The organism is Variovorax sp. YR634, assembly GCF_900106655.1.
In the GTDB taxonomy this organism is placed as follows: Bacteria; Pseudomonadota; Gammaproteobacteria; order Burkholderiales; family Burkholderiaceae_C; genus Variovorax.
The window spans coordinates 219,409-234,395 of the sequence record NZ_FNOL01000007.1 but is presented as its reverse complement, the minus strand read 5'-3'; the positions used below and the strand labels follow the sequence as shown (position 1 = coordinate 234,395).

Sequence of the window (14,987 nt, the reverse complement as noted above, 5' to 3'; positions counted from 1 at the left end):
CCTACAATCGCGCCCCGTGCAAGAGATTCTGAATATCGCGGCCTACAAGTTCGTGGCCATAGACGACAGCCCCGTGCTGCGCGAAGACCTGCGCGCCCGCACGCAGGCCCTGGGGCTCATGGGCACCATCCTGCTGGCGCCCGAGGGCATCAACTTGTTCCTGGCCGGCAGCGCCGACGGGGTGCAGGCCTTTCTGGCCCATTTGCGTGCCGACGCGCGCTTTGCCGACCTCGAGGCCAAGGAAAGCTGGTCCGCCGCTCAGCCCTTCCGCCGCATGCTGGTAAAGCTCAAGCGCGAGATCATCCGCATGGACCACCCGGCCATCCAGCCCGCCGCGGGCCGGGCGCCCGGCGTGGACGCCCCCACGCTCAAGCGCTGGCTCGACCAGGGCCACGACGACGAGGGCCGCGAAATCGCCCTGCTCGACACACGCAATGCCTTCGAGGTCGATCACGGCAGTTTCGAAGGCGCCATTGACTGGCGCATCGGCAAGTTCACCGAATTCCCACCCGCCCTGAACGCGCACCGCGACGAGTTCAAGGGCAAGACGGTCGTGAGCTTCTGCACCGGCGGCATCCGCTGCGAGAAGGCCGCGATCCTGATGCGCGAAGAAGGCGTGGAGCACGTGCTCCAGCTCGAAGGCGGCATCCTCAAGTATTTCGAGCAGGTCGGCGGCGCGCACTACAAGGGCGACTGCTTCGTGTTCGACGGCCGCGAGGCCCTGGCACCCGACCTGAGCGCACGCTCGGCACGCGCCAGCGCCCGCGCCTCGGAAGACCCCGACCTCGCCATCAAGCAGTAACGGCAACAACCAAGACGTCGACAGGCCTCCCATGCGCATCCTCCTGGTGGAAGACGAACTGGACATGGCCTCGTGGCTGATCCGCGCGCTCACACAAAGCGGCTTCGTGGCCGACCACGCCCCCGACGCGCGCACCGCCGAGGCCTTCATGGCCGGCACCGAATATGACGCCATCGTGCTCGACCTGCGCCTGCCCGACAAGCACGGCCTGAGCGTGCTGGCCGACATGCGCAATGCCGACGACCGCACGCCAGTACTGATCCTCACGGCGCAAGGCGCCCTGCAAGACCGCGTACGCGGCCTTAACCTGGGCGCCGACGATTTCCTCACCAAGCCTTTCGAACTGGTCGAACTCGAAGCCCGCCTGTCGGCCCTGGTGCGCCGCAGCCGCGGCAAGCAGCACCCGCGCCTGCAGTGCGCCTCGCTCTCGTACGACAGCCAGAGCCACGCCTTCACGCTGCGCGGCACGCTGCTGTCGCTCACGCCGCGCGAGCAGGCCGCGCTCACCGCCTTGCTGATGCGCAGCGGCGCGCCGGTCGGCAAGTCGCAGCTTTTCGCCAAGGTGTTCACCAACGACAGCACCGCCGGCCCCGACGCCATCGAGGTGGTGCTGCACCGGCTGCGGCGCAAGCTCGCGGACAGCGACGTGCGCATCGTCACCGTGCGCGGCCTGGGCTACATGCTGGAGAGCATTGCCGATGGATCCTCAGCCCCAGCCCAACCCGAACTCCCCGGCGAAGGCGACTGAGCCGCAGCCCCAGCGCTTCGGCATCCGCGCGCGGCTGCTCGCGCTGCTGCTGCCCGGCATCGTCGCGCTGCTGGCGCTCGACAGCTGGAACGACTACAAGGCCCTGACCGATTCGCTCGTGGTCGCCTACGACCAGAGCCTGCTCGAACCCGTGCAGGCGCTGGCCAACGGCATCGTGGTGGCGAGCGACGGCAGCGTGCGCGTGCAGGAGCCGTTCTCGATCCAGGCGATGTTCGAGTCCACGCACCTGCGCTACAAGTACCTGCACGTCGGCGTGCAGCGCATTCCCAAGGGCGAAACACTCGACGTGAATTCGCCCGAGACCACGCTCATGGGCGTGCCCGGCCTGCCCCGCCCGGCACAGCAACCGCCCGACGGCACGCCGGTGTTCTACGACGCGGTGCACGAGCAGCACCCGGTGCGCGTGGCCGCGCTGCGGCAGACGGTGTACGACAACGTCCACCCCGGCGTGGCCTACAGCGTGCTGATCCAGGCGGCCGAGGGCACCGGCCCGCGCACCGAGGCCCAGGCCGAGTCGCTGCGCCAGGAGCTGCTGCGCGACACGCGCATGGTGCTGGTGATGGCGCTGCTGGTGTGGCTCGGCGTGGCGTGGACGCTGCGCCCGCTGGAGCGCCTGCGCAGCTCGCTGCGCGAGCGATCGCGCGACGACCTGACGCCGCTCGACGCCAGCGGCGTGCCGCAGGAGGTCGCGCCGCTGGTGGACGCAGTGAACCACCACATCGCGGGCCATCGGCGCATGGTGGCCGAGCAATCGCAGTTCCTGGCCGATGCCTCGCATCAGCTGCGCACGCCGCTGAGCATCCTGTCGATACAGGCGGGCTACGCGGTGCGCGAAACCGATCCGGCGCGCATGCGCGAGTCGCTGCATGCCATCGTCGGGCAGCTCGCGCGAACGCGCCGCCTCAGCGAACAACTGCTGGCGCTGGCCCATGCCACCACCGAAGACGAAGTCGCCCCTGCCGAGCCCACGGTGGTCGACCTCAACGCCATCGCGCGCGAGGTGGTGCTGCAATACCTGCCGCTGGCGCGCGAGAACGACCAGGACCTGGGCTGGGTCGATGCGCGCGGCGACAACGCCGCCGAACGCATCGCCACCGCAGGCGACGACGGAGAAGACACGGACGGCACCGACGAAGCCGGCGATGAAGACGACTCACCCGTGCTGCCCGTGGCGGCCAATGCCGCCGAACTGCACGAGGTGCTTGCCAACCTTGTGCACAACGCCATCAAGTACACGCCGCGCGGCGGCAACATCACCGTGACCGTGCGGCGCGAGGCCTCATATGCGCTGGCTGAGGTGTGCGACAGCGGACCGGGCATCGCACCCGAAAGGCGCGACAGCGTGTTCGAGCGCTTCCATCGCGATCCATCCGTGGCTGCCGTTGCAACACAGGGCGCGGGCCTCGGCCTCACCATTGCTCGCAGCTATGCGCGGCGCAACGGCGGCGAGATCGAACTGGGCAACGCCGACACGCCCGAGAGCCCCAACGGCGGCGGACTGCGCGCGATCCTCAGGCTGCCGCTGCGCGCCTTCTGAGGCCCTTTTTTGCAAGGGTTTCACCCGATACACCGGTACGTGATTACACGTATTTTGCGGGTCGCCGGGCCGTTTGCGCCTGCTCCGAAAGGCGATTGAAAGCCTCGATTCCTAGACTGCGCTCCTTCCAATCGAAGGAGACTCAATGCAGCACCAGCTCGGTGAAGATCCGGCCTCGCACGCGCTTCGGCCCGCTTCAAAATTCAAAAAAGATTACTACGGCGGCGCCCTGCTGATCGTCATCGGACTGGCCGCCGTCTATGCCGGCATCGGCTACCGCGTCGGCGAGCTTGCGCACATGGGGCCGGGCTTCTTCCCGGTCGCGCTCGGTGCGCTGCTGGCACTCACGGGGCTGCTGATCGCTGTCTCCGCGCGCGGTGACAAGCAAGCTGAAGGCGCGAGCGAAGAAGCCGCGTCGCACGGCCATCCGGGCGGCATGCCCGACATTCGCGGCGGCATCTGCATCATCCTGGGCATCCTCGCGTTCCTGCTGTTCGGCGAGTACGGCGGCCTGCTGCCGGCCACCTTCGCCATCGTGTTCATCTCGGCGCTCGGCGACCGAGACAACACGCTGACCGAGGCGCTGCTGCTGTCGCTGGCGATGTGCTTCATCGCGGTGGTGATCTTCTGGTGGGCGCTCAAGCTGCAGCTGCCCCTGTTCCAGTGGGGAGGCTGACACCATGATCGGTCAATCGCTCCACGACCTCTGGTTCGGCTTCGGCGTGGCCTTCCAGGGCTCGAACCTGATGTGGTCCTTCTTCGGCGTGCTGGTGGGCAACCTGATCGGCGTGCTGCCGGGCATGGGCGCGTTGCAGGCCATCTCGATCCTGCTGCCGCTCACCTACGTGATGCATCCGGTGCCCGCCATCCTGATGCTGGCCGGCATCTTCTACGGCTCGCAGTACGGCGGCGCCATCGGCGCCATCCTGATGAACATGCCGTCGCACCCGCCGCATGCGGTGACCTGTCTGGACGGGTACCCGATGACCAAGCAGGGCAAAGGGGGCGTCGCGTTAGGGGTAACGATGATCGCCTCGTTCTTCGCGGCGTCCGTCGGCATCATCGTGATGATCTTCGCCTCGCCCCTGCTGGTGCAGATCGCGTTCAAGTTCGGCCCGACCGAGATCTTCTCGATCATGCTGCTGGGCCTGCTCGCCGGCTCCACCATGTCGCGCGGCTCGCCGCTCAAGGGCGTGGCCATGACGCTGTTCGGCCTGCTGTGCGGCGTGGTCGGCACCGACGTGAACAGCGGCAGCTTCCGCTTCGCGTTCGGCCTGCCCGAGCTGAGCGACGGCCTCGAACTGGTGGCGATCTCGATGGGCCTGTTCGGCGTGGCCGACTTCCTGCTCAACGTGAACCGCATGAAGACCATCGGCGACACCGGCACGCTCAAGCTCAGCGACATGCGCCCGAGCAAGGAAGAGCTCAAGCGCGCCTTCCCCGCGATGATCCGCGGCACCATCGTCGGCACGGTGTTCGGCGCAATGCCCGGCACGGGCCCGACCATCACCACCTTCATTGCCTACGCGCTGGAGCGCAAGGTGTCGAAGACGCCGAACAAGTTCGGCACCGGCATGATCGAAGGCGTGGCCGGCCCCGAGGCCTCGGCCCACTCGAAGACGCAGGTCGACTTCATCCCGACGATGAGCCTGGGCATTCCGGGCGACGCGGTGATGGCGCTGATCCTGGGTGCGCTGCTGATCCAGGGCATCCAGCCCGGCCCGCAGCTCATTACCGAGCACCCGGACATCTTCTGGGGCCTGATCGCCTCGTTCTGGATCGGCAACGTGATCCTCGTGATCCTGAACGTGCCGCTGATCGGCGTGTGGGTGAAGCTGCTGAAGGTGCCCTACAAGTACCTGTTCCCGGCCGCGATGTTCTTCATTGCGACGGGTGTGTACAGCACGCAGAACAGCCTGTTCCAGATCTGGGAAGTGCTGGTGTTCGGCATCGTCGGCGCCCTGCTGATGTCGCTGGAATTCTCGGTCGCACCGATCTTGCTGGGCTTCGTGCTCGGGCCGATGGTGGAAGAGAACTTCCGCCGCGCGCTGCTGCTCTCGCGCGGCGACATGTCGGTGTTCGTGACACGGCCGATCAGCGGCACCTTCATCGGGCTGTGCGTGCTGCTGCTGCTGGGCGTGGGCTACTCGGCCTGGCGCGGTCGCGGTGGCCGCAAGGGCATGGTCGAGCTTCCGAAGGCACCACCAGGTGCATCGCCGTCGGAAACTGTGGCGATCGGCAACGAGTAACCGCAGAAACAAAAAGGGCCCGATACGTCGGGCCCTTTTTCATTGGCGCTCGAGTTTCAGCTTCAGACCGGCGTGGTGCCCGTATCGGGTTCGCGCACACCAAAGGGCTTGCCGGGCAGTGGAATGAATTCGGTCTCGCCGGGCACGTGGCCCATGCGCTGGGCGGCCCAATCGGAGCCTGCTTCGAGGATGCGCTCGCGCCGGCTCGATACGAAGTTCCAGGTGATGTAGCGCGGGCCGTCGAGCGGCTCGCCGCCGATCACCATCAGGCGTGCGGCGGCGCTCGCCGTGAGCACCGCGCCTTGCCCGTCGGGCAGCACGGCCATGGTGTGCGCTTCGACCGGCTCGCCATTCACGCTGACATCGGCATCGACTGCGTAGATGGCCAGCTCGGATGCGAGCGCAGGCAATTCGAAGCGCCCGCCTGCAGGCAAGGCGATGTCGAGGTACACGGTCTGCGAAAGCGTCTTGACCGGCGAGCGGGCACCGAAGGCTTCGCCCACCAGCACGCGCACCGCCACGCCCTGCTCCACCAGCTCGGGAATCGCATCGGCCGGCGTGTGCTCGAAGCTGGGTTCGGTTTCTTCATGCGCCTGCGGCAGCGCGGCCCACAGCTGCAGGCCGTGGTTCACGTAGGTGTCGGCCTTGAGGCGATCGGGCTTGCGCTCGGAGTGCACGATGCCCTTGCCGGCGGTCATCCAGTTGATGGCGCCGGGAAGAATCTCCTGCACGCTACCCAGGCTGTCGCGATGCATCATCGCGCCCTTGAAAAGATACGTGACCGTCGAGAGGCCGATGTGCGGATGCGGCCGCACGTCGTGCTCGCTGCCCGGCTGCTCGGTGGCCGGGCCGAAATGGTCGAAGAACACGAAGGGGCCGACCGAGCGGCGCTGCGCCGCGGGCAGCAGGCGCCGCACCTTGAAGCCACCGCCGAGGTCCTTGTCGTGCGGCTTGAGCAGTTGGGTCTCGGGGGCGGTGTCGGTCATCGTGTTTCTCCGTGGGTGGCGGGTGCCGGTTATTCGCGCGATCTTGCCACTGTGGCAATGCGCTCGCCGAATGCGCGGGCCGTGTCGAAGTCGCCTTTCAGCATTTCAGCCGGGCTCGCATCGGACGGCGATTGCGTCAGCAGGCCGCCGTAGCCGCCCACGTAGTTCATCGAGTCGCGCGTGGCGGCCTTGCTGTTGCTCGGCAGGATGCCCATGCTGACCCAGATGCCGCTGTGCTGCATCGCGAGCGTCCACAGGTAGGTCATGGTCGTGACCTTGTCGCCGTTCATGGTGGCGCTGTTGGTGAAGCCGGCGAAGAGCTTGTCCTTCCAGCCCTGCGTGTACCAGACCTTCGACGACGCATCGGCGAACTTCTTGAACTGCCAGCTCACGCCGCCCATGTAGGTCGGCGAGCCGAAGACGATGGCGTCTGCCGCGGCCAGCAGCTCCCAGCCGCCTTCGGGCAGGTTGCCGTCCGCGTCGATGGCGAGCAACTGGGCGCCCGCGCCGTCCGCTACGGTTTGCGCCACGCGCTGGGTGTGGCCGTAGCCGGAATGGAAGACGACGACGATGTTTGCCATGTTTGGGTGCTCCTGAGTGGGTGAGGTGTTGCGATCAGCGCTTGTCGATGCTGAAGCGGCCGGCACCGAAGCCTGCGAGGGCAAGCAGGCCGCCTGCAATGGCGATGTTCTTGTTGAAGTTGATCTGCTGCATCATTTTCATGGCGTCGGGTGCGGACCAGTACTTGTGGAAGAACAGCGCGGTCGCCACGGTGAAGATTGCCATCACGATCGCGGTCCAGCGCGTCTTGAAACCCAGCAGCAGCGCGATGCCGAGACCCAGCTCGACGATGATCGCAATGGCCGCACCCACTTCGGGCAACGGCAGGCCGACGGACGTGATGTAGCCAACGGTGCCGCCGAAGCCCATGAGCTTGCCGATGCCGGCGGGAATGAACAGGTAGGCGATCAGGATGCGGCCGATCAGGGCCAGCGTGTCTTGTGCCGAATTGGGTGCAGTGGTTGTAGTTGCCATGATTGAAAAACTCCTCGGTTGTTGAAATTGAAAAGGGAAAAGAAAAAAGAAAAGCCGGGCGGCAAGCGCCCGGCAAGGGGGATCAGGCGGCCAGGTCGAACACCAGCACTTCGGCGTCCTTGCCGGCGCCCAGCGTCAGTTGCGATTCGCCTTCCAGCATCGCGGCGTCGCCGCCCACGAGCTTCTGGCCGTTCACTTCGAGCTCGCCGCGCACCAGGTGCACATAGCTCTTGCGCTTCGGGTCGAGCGCCAGGCTGGCTTTTTCTTCGCCATCGAGCAGGCCGGCGAACAGGCGCGCATCGGCATGTACCGTCACCGAGCCATCGGTGCCGTCGGGCGAGGCCACGAGGCGCAGCTTGCCGCGCTTCTCGGCGTCGCTGAACTTCTTCTGCTCGTAGCCGGGCTCGATGCCGCGCACGTTCGGCTGGATCCAGATCTGCAGGAAGTGCGTGGTCTCGTCTGCCTTATGGTTGAACTCGCTGTGCATCACACCGCGGCCCGCGCTCATGCGCTGTACGTCGCCGGGCGGAATGCTTTCCACGTTGCCCATGCTGTCCTTGTGCGCCAGCTCGCCCGAAAGCACGTAGCTGATGATCTCCATGTCCTTGTGGCCGTGGGTGCCGAAACCGGCGCCCGCCGCCACGCGGTCTTCGTTGATCACCCGCAGGTTGCCGAAGCCCATGTGCTCCGGGTCGTAATAGTTGGCAAAAGAAAAGCTGTGGAACGAGCGCAGCCAGCCATGGTCGGCATAACCGCGTTCCTGTGATTTACGGACTTGCAACATCGTCGAACTCCTTCGGCCCTGCCCTGTGGGGGTGTGCGGGCCTTTTTCGTATGCCGCGCCGGATGCGCAGCGGATGTAAAGAACTTTAGGTCCGCACCCCATTCGGAAAGACGCCGCAGTTTGATGGCACCATTCAAATAATTTGATCAATGGAGCCGCCATGCCCAGCCCCCGTGACGTGCTGACCCCCGATGCCCTCTCCATGCTCCAGACCGTGGCCAGCACCGGCAGCTTTGCCGCCGCCGCCCGCGCCCTCGACCTGGTGCCCAGCGCGCTGAGCTACCGGGTGCGCCAGATCGAGGACGCGCTCGACGTGCTGCTGTTCGACCGCAGCGCCCGCCAGGCCAAGGTGACCGAGGCCGGTGCCGAACTGCTGCGCGAGGCCGACCGGCTGCTCAACGAGATCGACGCAGTGGCCAACCGCGTGAAGCGTGTGGCCACCGGCTGGGAGCCGATGCTGACCATCGCGGTCGACAGCGTGATCGCGCGCGACCCGCTGCTCGACCTGGCCACAGCCTTCTTCGCGCTGGAGCCGCCCACGCGGCTCAAGCTGCGCGACGAAACGCTGCTGGGCACCATCGAGGCGCTGACCAGCGGCGAGGCCGACCTGGCCATCGGCGCGGTGCTCGATGCCGCGAGCCTGGCACTCACCGCCACGGGCATCCGTACCCGGCCGATCGGCGAGCTGTGCTTCGTCTATGCGGTGGCGCCCCACCATCCGCTGGCGCGCCTGGCCCAGCCGCTGAGCGACGCGGTGATGCGGCAGCACCGCGCGGTGGCCGCAGCCGATTCGGCGCGGCACGGACCGAGCATGACGGTAAACCTCATGGGCGGGCAGGACGTGCTCACCGTGCCGAGCATGCAGGCCAAGATCGCGGCGCAATTGCACGGACTGGGTGGCGGCTTCCTGCCTGAGCCGATGGCGCGGCCGTACATCGAGGCCGGGCATCTGGTCGAGCTGAAGACCGAGCGCATGCCGCCAATGGGAACGATGCATTGCGCATGGCGCGTGCGCAGCGCGGGCAAGCCGGGGCGGGCGCTCGAATGGTGGCTGGCGCAGTTCGAGCATGAAGGCACGCGGCGTGCGCTGCTCGAGCGGCATCGGGGTCGATGAGGGGTTGACGAGTATTGCCGAGGATTCGCGCAGCGCCGCTAAGGGTGTGTCCTCAGGCGAAGCGGCTCTCGGACCGATGTAGAGTGCAGACACATCCAACCGCATTCCATCCAGAAGAAAAGAGTTCGTCATGAGCACTCGCGCAACTGCAAAGAAGCCGGCCAAGGCCGCCGACCGTCACCGAACCCCAGCCACCCCGCGCGCGCCGCGCAATTTCGCCGTCATCGGCGCCGGCATCGCCGGGGTGGCTTGTGCACGAACGCTGGTGCAGGCCGGCCACAAGGTCACGCTGTTCGAACGCGAGGCCGCGGCCGGCGGGCGCATGGCGAGCATCGACACCGCCTTCGGCCGCTTCGACAGCGGCGCGCAGTACTTCACCGTGCGCGACCCGCGCTTTGCGCTGGCGCTCGAAAGCACGCCCGGCCTGTGCAAGCGCTGGAGCGCCAACCTCGTGCGCGTGCTCGACGCCCATGGCCGCGTGGCCGAGGCGGCCCTGCCCTCGCTCGAGCCCCACTGGGTGGCGCAGCCCGGCATGGACGCGCTGGCCGCCCACTGGGCCAAGCCGCTGGGCGACAGCCTCATTACCGGCACGCAGGTCACGCAGATCGAGCCCGATGCGCTCGATGCGAAGCGCTGGCAACTGCGCACCGCGGGCGCCGACGATTCGCAACACGTGTATTCCGGCTTCGACGCCGTGCTGCTCGCCGTGCCGCCCGCACGCACCCGCGCGCTGCTGGGCGACGGCAAGCTCTCGGCCACGCTCAGCCGCAAGATCGAGCCCGTGCGCATCGCGCCCTGCTGGACGCTGATGGTCGCCTACCCCCAGGCCAACCAGCCCACCATGTCGCACCTCGGCCCGCAGTGGAATGCGGCGCGCAGCACCCACCACCGCGTGGCGTGGCTGGCGCGCGAATCGTCCAAGCCCGGCCGCGAGCCCATCGAGCGCTGGACGCTGCAGGCCAGCGCCACCTGGTCGCAAGAGCATCTGCGCGACACACCCGCGCGCGTTGAAGCCAAGCTGCTGCGCGCCTTCGCCGAGATCACCGGCATCCACGCCACGCCCGCGCACGCCCAGGCCCTGTGCTGGAACGAAGCGCAGACGCAGGTGCCCGTGGGCACGACGCACCTCTGGGACAGCAAGGCCCGCATCGGCGTGGCCGGCGACTGGTGCACCGGCCACCGCGTCGAAGACGCCTTCCTCTCGGGCCTGTCGCTCGCGCTCGACGTCATCTGATCGGGAGATGAGGGAGACCGGCCGCTTCGCGCCCTCGCCCACCGGCCCGTTGCATGCGGGCTCGCTGGTGGCTGCGCTCGCGAGCTGGCTCGACGTGCGCGCCCGCGGTCCGCGGGCGCGCTGGCTGATCCGCATCGAAGACGCCGACACCGAGCGCTGCCTGCCCGGCATGGGCGAGCACATCCTCCAGCAACTGGCCGACTGCGGCCTGCTGCCCGACGAAGCTCCGGTGTGGCAGACGCAGCGCACCGCGCGCTACGAAGCCGCGCTGGCGCGGCTGCAGGCGCGCGGCCTCGCCTACCCCTGCGGCTGTTCGCGCAAGGACATCAACGAAGCCCTCGCGCGACTCGGCCAGCGGCACGAGCGCCACGGCGAGCGCGTCTACCCCGGCACCTGCCGCGACGGGCTGCACGGCAAGCCCGCGCGGGCCTGGCGCTTCGCCACCGAAAAATTCGAGGCCGACCGGCCGCCCACGCCGGGCGTGCCCTGGGATGAAACGGCCGATTCCGGCACGGGCAGCGAACTCTGCTGGACCGACCGCCGCCTCGGCCGCCAGTACCAGAACGTGAGCCGTGAAGTCGGCGACTTCGTGCTGCGCCGCGCCGACGGCCCCTGGGCCTACCAGCTCGCCGTGGTGGTCGACGATGCCGAACAGGGCGTGACCGACGTGGTCCGCGGCGAAGACCTCGCCGACAACACCGCCCGCCAGATCCTGCTGCAGCGCGCGCTGGGCTTTTCCACGCCCAGCTACCTGCATACGCCGCTGGTGCGCGGCGCCGACGGCGACAAGCTGTCGAAGCAGAACGGCGCAACATCCATCGACACAGGCTCCCCCGCCGCCGCGCTGGCCGCGCTCGATGCGGCCGCGCGCGTGCTCGGCCTGCATCCCACCACGGCCGCCAACTGCGCGGACGCCCTGGCCGGTTGGGTGCCCGAATGGCGCGCTCTCTACAATTCGCGGCCTCCATGAACTTTCCCGACACCGTGCCCAACGACATCCCGCGCAGCGAAGATGCGCCCACTCCAGACGCCAGCGACGAAGAACAAGCGGCCAAGCCACACCCGCTGCACCGCCGCCTCAAGAGCTTCGTCAAGCGCGCCGGCCGCACCACCGAAGGCCAGGCACGCGCCTTCTCCGAACTGGGCCCGCTGTTTCTCGTGCCCTACAAGCCCGAACCGCTCGACCTGACTGCGGCCTTCGGCGGCCGCGCCGGCCCGACCGTGCTGGAAATCGGCTTCGGCATGGGCGAGGCCACGGCGCACATCGCGACCGTGCTGCCCGAAACCAATTTCTTCTGCTGCGAAGTGCACGAACCCGGCGTGGGCGCGCTGCTCAAGCGCATCGGCGAGCAGTCGCTGTCGAACATCCGCATCTGCGCGCACGACGCGGTCGACGTGCTCGACCACATGCTGCAGCCCGGCACACTTGCCGGCGTGCATGTGTTCTTTCCCGACCCGTGGCACAAGAAGCGCCACAACAAGCGCCGCCTGATCCAGCCCGAGTTCGTGACCAAGCTCGCGCAGCACCTGCGCCCCGGCGGTTACATCCACTGCGCCACCGACTGGCAGCCCTACGCCGAGCAGATGCTCGAAGTGCTTGCGGCCGAGCCACTGCTGCGCAACACCGCCGAGGCCTACGCACCCAAGCCCGAATACCGCCCCCTCACCAAGTTCGAGAACCGCGGCATCAAGCTGGGGCATGGGGTGTGGGACCTGGTGTTCGAACGCGCGGCCTGAGCGGCCTCGGCCCTTCCCGGGCCCTCTCATCAGGGAATTCCGCCCCGGCACCCGACTTCCCCCCTGGCCCCGTTATTGCTACACTTTTTTACTAATGTGAAAGAAGGTGTCCAATGAACCCATCTCGCAGGGAATGGTTGAGCAAGGCGGCGTGGGGCGCACTGGCGCTGGGAAGCGGCATCGCCCACCCCGTCATGGCCCAGTCCACGCGCGCGGCGGGCGGCACACCGCGTGTCGTGCTGCTCGGGCAATCGGTGCCTCTCACCGGCAGTGCCTACGAAATAGGCACCGCCTTCGCCGCCGGCAGCCGCCTCGCGGTGAGCGACTTCAACGACAAGAACGCCGCCACCGGCCTGCAGCTGAAGCTGCTTCAGCTCGACGACGGCTACGACGCGGCCCGCGCAGCCGCCAACGCGCGCACCCTGCTCACCACCAACAAGGCCGACATGCTCTTCGGCTTCGTCGGCACGGCCAGCAGCGAGGCCGGCGCGAACGTCGCCACGCAGCAGGGCAGCCTGCTGTTCGCGCCCTTCGCGGCCTCCGACACGCTGCGCGGCGCCGAACACCCCAACGTGTTCCATGTGCGGCCCGGCATGATCGACGAGGCCCTGAAGATCGTGAAGCAGTGCGCCACCGTGGGGCAGACCCGCATCGCGCTGGTGGGCGACGACGACGCCATGGGCCGCGCCGGCCTGGCGGCCGTCGAACAGGCCATCACCGAGCTCAGGCTCACACCGCTGGTCGCGAGCGCGCTGGTGCCGCCCACCGGCAACAAGCTCGATGCAGCACTGAAGACCGTGCAGCAGCAATCGCCCCAGGCCATCGTGCTGGTGTCGCTCTCGGGCACCACGGCCAACGCCATCCGCGCGCTGCGCAAGAGCGGTTATTCGGGCAGCTTCATGGCTTTTTCCATCGTCGGCATCGACCCGCTCTACGCCACGCTGGGCAAGGACATCGGCGGCATCGTGATCTCGCAGGTGGTGCCGTCGCCGCGGCCCTCGGCCATTCCCATCGTCAAGGAATACCTCGCGGCCGTGGACAACTCCGACCAGACCGCGTCGTACGAAGGCCTCGAAGGCTTCATCGCCGCCAAGGCAGCCGGCGAAGCAGTGCGCCGCGCCGGCCGCGGCTTCAACACCGCGAGCCTGCAGCGCGTGATGTCGGGCATGACCGACTACGACGTGGGCGGCTTCCGCATCAACCTGCGCCCGGGCCTGCGCGACAGCGTGCGCAACATCGACCTGATCAGCATCTCCGCTGACGGCCGGGTCTTGCGCTGACGGCAGCAGGCGGGCCTAGCCCGTGCTCACCAGCTTCTGCAGCGCATCGAGCGACAACAGCTCGATGCGCCCGTAGCCCAGCGAGACGACGCCCTCGCCCGCCAGCGCATTGAGTTCCTTCGACAGCGTCTGGCGCGTCACGCCCAGCATCATCGCCAGCGCTTCCTGCGGCAGTTGCAGCTCGTGCCGCAGGTGCACCGACTGCGTGGCGTCGCCGCGCGCCAGCACCAGCAGGCGGTGCGCCACGCGGGCGCGCAGGCTGCGCAGCGTGGCGTCTTCGGCCAGCCCGTAGAGCATGCGCACGCGCGCCGCCAGCATCGCGGCAATGGCGTTGGAAAAGACCACGTCGCGCATCAGCTGCACGAAGGCCTCGGGCGGCACCATCAGCAGGTCGAGCGCCTCCAGCGCGGTGGCGTCGTGCGTGCGCGGCGAGCCGTCGATCAGCGTGATCTCGCCGAACCAGTTGCCGGGCTCCAGCACCGCGAGGATGGCCTCGCGCCCGTCCTGGCGCAGCGATGAAATCTTGATGGTGCCCGCCACCAGCCCGTAGAAGCCGCCGCCCGCCGCGTGAATGGGATCGCCCTGGCGGAACACCATTGCGCCGCGCCGCACGTGGTGGAGTTCGGCCGCGCCCAGCAGCGCCTCGCGCTGGGCGCGCGGCATGCTCATGAACCACGGATTGCCCTCCAGCGCGGCACGGTGCGCAGCGGAAAGACGCGGTCTAGGGGAGGCAGCCATGGGCATGAACCGCTGCGAGGCGGGGTTTACCAGAACCCCACATTGTCAAATTCTTGACAGTTCAAGGTCAAGCGCAGGCATACAGTGGCCGGCACCCCACAAGAACGGAGACCCCAGCGATGAACGCACGCGCAAGTTTCAAGAGCATGCAGGAAAGCACGCGCGAAGACTGGCAATTGATCGGCGGCGAATTCATGCAGTTCACGACCGGCCTGCCGGCGCGCGTGATCAAGCACCTGCAGATTCTCGAAGGCGACTACGGCGGCTTTCCGGTCGACCGCTACACCCACTCGCTGCAGACCGCCACCCGCGCCCTGCGCGACGGCCGCGACGAGGAGTACGTCGTGTGCGCGCTGCTGCACGACATCGGCGACACGCTGGGCAGCTTCAACCACCCCGACATCGCCGCCGCCATCCTCAAGCCCTTCGTGAGCGAAGCCAACCACTGGATGGTGCAGAACCACGGCATCTTCCAGGGCCACTACTTCTTTCACCACATCGGCCTGGACCGCGACATGCGTGACAACTTCAAGGACCACCCGCACTACGAGCGCACGGCCGAGTTCTGCGCGCTCTACGACAACCCCGCCTTCGACTCCAAGGCCGAGACGCTGCCCATCAGCGAGTTCGAGCCCATGCTGCGCCGCGTGATGGCGCAGCCGAAGCAGAGCATCTACAAGGCCGCGCTGACCGAGCCCGCGGCCGCCTGACATCGACAAGAG

15 protein-coding genes and 1 pseudogene are annotated in these 14,987 nt (G+C 67.7%); 11 read left to right on the top strand and 5 right to left on the bottom strand.

The window, feature by feature from the left end; all coding sequences use genetic code 11:
* Positions 1–16 precede the first annotated feature (16 nt).
* From BLV60_RS15345 to BLV60_RS15325, 5 genes are all read left to right on the top strand, one after another.
* Positions 17–802 (top strand): sulfurtransferase, encoded by a 786-nt coding sequence (locus tag BLV60_RS15345; protein WP_093055920.1) that lies wholly within the window; start codon positions 17–19, stop codon positions 800–802.
* Positions 803–833: 31 nt separating this feature from the next.
* Positions 834–1,550 carry a response regulator gene (locus BLV60_RS15340; protein WP_093055918.1) on the top strand — a complete coding sequence of 239 codons (717 nt, stop codon included), beginning with the start codon at positions 834–836 and terminating at the stop codon, positions 1,548–1,550.
* Complete coding sequence (locus BLV60_RS15335) at positions 1,501–3,108, top strand: sensor histidine kinase (RefSeq protein WP_093055916.1); 1,608 nt, start codon at positions 1,501–1,503, stop codon at positions 3,106–3,108. The genes BLV60_RS15340 and BLV60_RS15335 overlap by 50 nt, the downstream gene beginning before the upstream one ends.
* A 145-nt stretch (positions 3,109–3,253) precedes the next feature.
* Positions 3,254–3,784: a tripartite tricarboxylate transporter TctB family protein gene (locus tag BLV60_RS15330; protein WP_176928806.1), complete on the top strand. Its 531-nt coding sequence runs from the start codon at positions 3,254–3,256 to the stop codon at positions 3,782–3,784.
* A 4-nt stretch (positions 3,785–3,788) separates the two neighbouring features.
* Entirely contained in the window at positions 3,789–5,357 is a 1,569-nt protein-coding gene (locus BLV60_RS15325; protein WP_093055914.1) for a tripartite tricarboxylate transporter permease, read from the top strand.
* A 62-nt stretch (positions 5,358–5,419) separates the two neighbouring features.
* Here BLV60_RS15325 and BLV60_RS15320 read toward each other — a convergent pair whose 3' ends face one another.
* The 4 genes and pseudogenes from BLV60_RS15320 to BLV60_RS15305 all read right to left on the bottom strand — a co-directional run bounded on the left by BLV60_RS15320 (position 5,420) and on the right by BLV60_RS15305 (position 8,162).
* On the bottom strand, positions 5,420–6,343 hold the full coding sequence (locus tag BLV60_RS15320; protein WP_093055912.1) for a pirin family protein: 924 nt from the start codon (positions 6,341–6,343) through the stop codon (positions 5,420–5,422).
* Between the two features lie 29 nt (positions 6,344–6,372).
* Positions 6,373–6,924 carry a flavodoxin family protein gene (locus BLV60_RS15315; RefSeq protein ID WP_093055910.1) on the bottom strand — a complete coding sequence of 184 codons (552 nt, stop codon included), beginning with the start codon at positions 6,922–6,924 and terminating at the stop codon, positions 6,373–6,375.
* Between the two features lie 34 nt (positions 6,925–6,958).
* A pseudogene (locus BLV60_RS15310) lies at positions 6,959–7,396 on the bottom strand (DoxX family protein); the annotation flags it as partial.
* A gap of 64 nt (positions 7,397–7,460) precedes the next feature.
* Positions 7,461–8,162, bottom strand: a complete 702-nt coding sequence (locus BLV60_RS15305; RefSeq protein ID WP_093055906.1) for a pirin family protein — start codon at positions 8,160–8,162, stop codon at positions 7,461–7,463.
* Positions 8,163–8,322: 160 nt separating this feature from the next.
* On the opposite strand from BLV60_RS15305, the gene BLV60_RS15300 reads away from it, so the two are divergent.
* The 5 genes from BLV60_RS15300 to BLV60_RS15280 all read left to right on the top strand — a co-directional run bounded on the left by BLV60_RS15300 (position 8,323) and on the right by BLV60_RS15280 (position 13,527).
* Entirely contained in the window at positions 8,323–9,276 is a 954-nt protein-coding gene (locus BLV60_RS15300) for a LysR family transcriptional regulator (protein WP_093055904.1), read from the top strand.
* A 130-nt stretch (positions 9,277–9,406) separates the two neighbouring features.
* Complete coding sequence (locus tag BLV60_RS15295) at positions 9,407–10,510, top strand: NAD(P)/FAD-dependent oxidoreductase (RefSeq protein WP_093055902.1); 1,104 nt, start codon at positions 9,407–9,409, stop codon at positions 10,508–10,510.
* Between the two features lie 7 nt (positions 10,511–10,517).
* Positions 10,518–11,480 (top strand): tRNA glutamyl-Q(34) synthetase GluQRS, encoded by a 963-nt coding sequence (gene gluQRS, locus BLV60_RS15290; protein WP_093055901.1) that lies wholly within the window; start codon positions 10,518–10,520, stop codon positions 11,478–11,480.
* Positions 11,477–12,247: a tRNA (guanosine(46)-N7)-methyltransferase TrmB gene (trmB, locus tag BLV60_RS15285; protein ID WP_093055899.1), complete on the top strand. Its 771-nt coding sequence runs from the start codon at positions 11,477–11,479 to the stop codon at positions 12,245–12,247. Before gluQRS ends, trmB begins: the two co-directional genes overlap by 4 nt.
* Positions 12,248–12,360: 113 nt before the next feature.
* Positions 12,361–13,527, top strand: a complete 1,167-nt coding sequence (locus BLV60_RS15280) for an ABC transporter substrate-binding protein (protein ID WP_093055897.1) — start codon at positions 12,361–12,363, stop codon at positions 13,525–13,527.
* A 15-nt stretch (positions 13,528–13,542) separates the two neighbouring features.
* On the opposite strand, the gene BLV60_RS15275 is transcribed toward BLV60_RS15280, so the two are convergent.
* The gene (locus tag BLV60_RS15275; protein ID WP_093055895.1) at positions 13,543–14,265 is read right to left on the bottom strand and encodes a Crp/Fnr family transcriptional regulator; all 723 of its coding nucleotides are present in this window, start codon (positions 14,263–14,265) and stop codon (positions 13,543–13,545) included.
* Positions 14,266–14,384: 119 nt separating this feature from the next.
* Between BLV60_RS15275 and BLV60_RS15270 the strand changes: the two genes are divergently transcribed.
* Positions 14,385–14,975, top strand: coding sequence for an HD domain-containing protein (locus tag BLV60_RS15270; RefSeq protein WP_093055893.1), 591 nt, complete (start codon positions 14,385–14,387; stop codon positions 14,973–14,975).
* The last annotated feature ends 12 nt before the right edge of the window (positions 14,976–14,987 follow it).

Excerpts from the sequence above, each read along its gene's own strand:
- BLV60_RS15340 (WP_093055918.1), top strand. The coding sequence starts at position 834 with ATGCGCATCCTCCTGGTGGAAGACGAACTGGACATGGCCTCGTGGCTG.
- BLV60_RS15335 (WP_093055916.1), top strand. The coding sequence starts at position 1,501 with ATGGATCCTCAGCCCCAGCCCAACCCGAACTCCCCGGCGAAGGCGACT.
- BLV60_RS15330 (WP_176928806.1), top strand. The coding sequence starts at position 3,254 with ATGCAGCACCAGCTCGGTGAAGATCCGGCCTCGCACGCGCTTCGGCCC.
- BLV60_RS15325 (WP_093055914.1), top strand. The coding sequence starts at position 3,789 with ATGATCGGTCAATCGCTCCACGACCTCTGGTTCGGCTTCGGCGTGGCC.
- BLV60_RS15320 (WP_093055912.1), bottom strand. The coding sequence starts at position 6,343 with ATGACCGACACCGCCCCCGAGACCCAACTGCTCAAGCCGCACGACAAG.
- BLV60_RS15315 (WP_093055910.1), bottom strand. The coding sequence starts at position 6,924 with ATGGCAAACATCGTCGTCGTCTTCCATTCCGGCTACGGCCACACCCAG.
- BLV60_RS15305 (WP_093055906.1), bottom strand. The coding sequence starts at position 8,162 with ATGTTGCAAGTCCGTAAATCACAGGAACGCGGTTATGCCGACCATGGC.
- BLV60_RS15300 (WP_093055904.1), top strand. The coding sequence starts at position 8,323 with ATGCCCAGCCCCCGTGACGTGCTGACCCCCGATGCCCTCTCCATGCTC.
- BLV60_RS15295 (WP_093055902.1), top strand. The coding sequence starts at position 9,407 with ATGAGCACTCGCGCAACTGCAAAGAAGCCGGCCAAGGCCGCCGACCGT.
- gluQRS (WP_093055901.1), top strand. The coding sequence starts at position 10,518 with ATGAGGGAGACCGGCCGCTTCGCGCCCTCGCCCACCGGCCCGTTGCAT.
- trmB (WP_093055899.1), top strand. The coding sequence starts at position 11,477 with ATGAACTTTCCCGACACCGTGCCCAACGACATCCCGCGCAGCGAAGAT.
- BLV60_RS15280 (WP_093055897.1), top strand. The coding sequence starts at position 12,361 with ATGAACCCATCTCGCAGGGAATGGTTGAGCAAGGCGGCGTGGGGCGCA.
- BLV60_RS15275 (WP_093055895.1), bottom strand. The coding sequence starts at position 14,265 with ATGGCTGCCTCCCCTAGACCGCGTCTTTCCGCTGCGCACCGTGCCGCG.
- BLV60_RS15270 (WP_093055893.1), top strand. The coding sequence starts at position 14,385 with ATGAACGCACGCGCAAGTTTCAAGAGCATGCAGGAAAGCACGCGCGAA.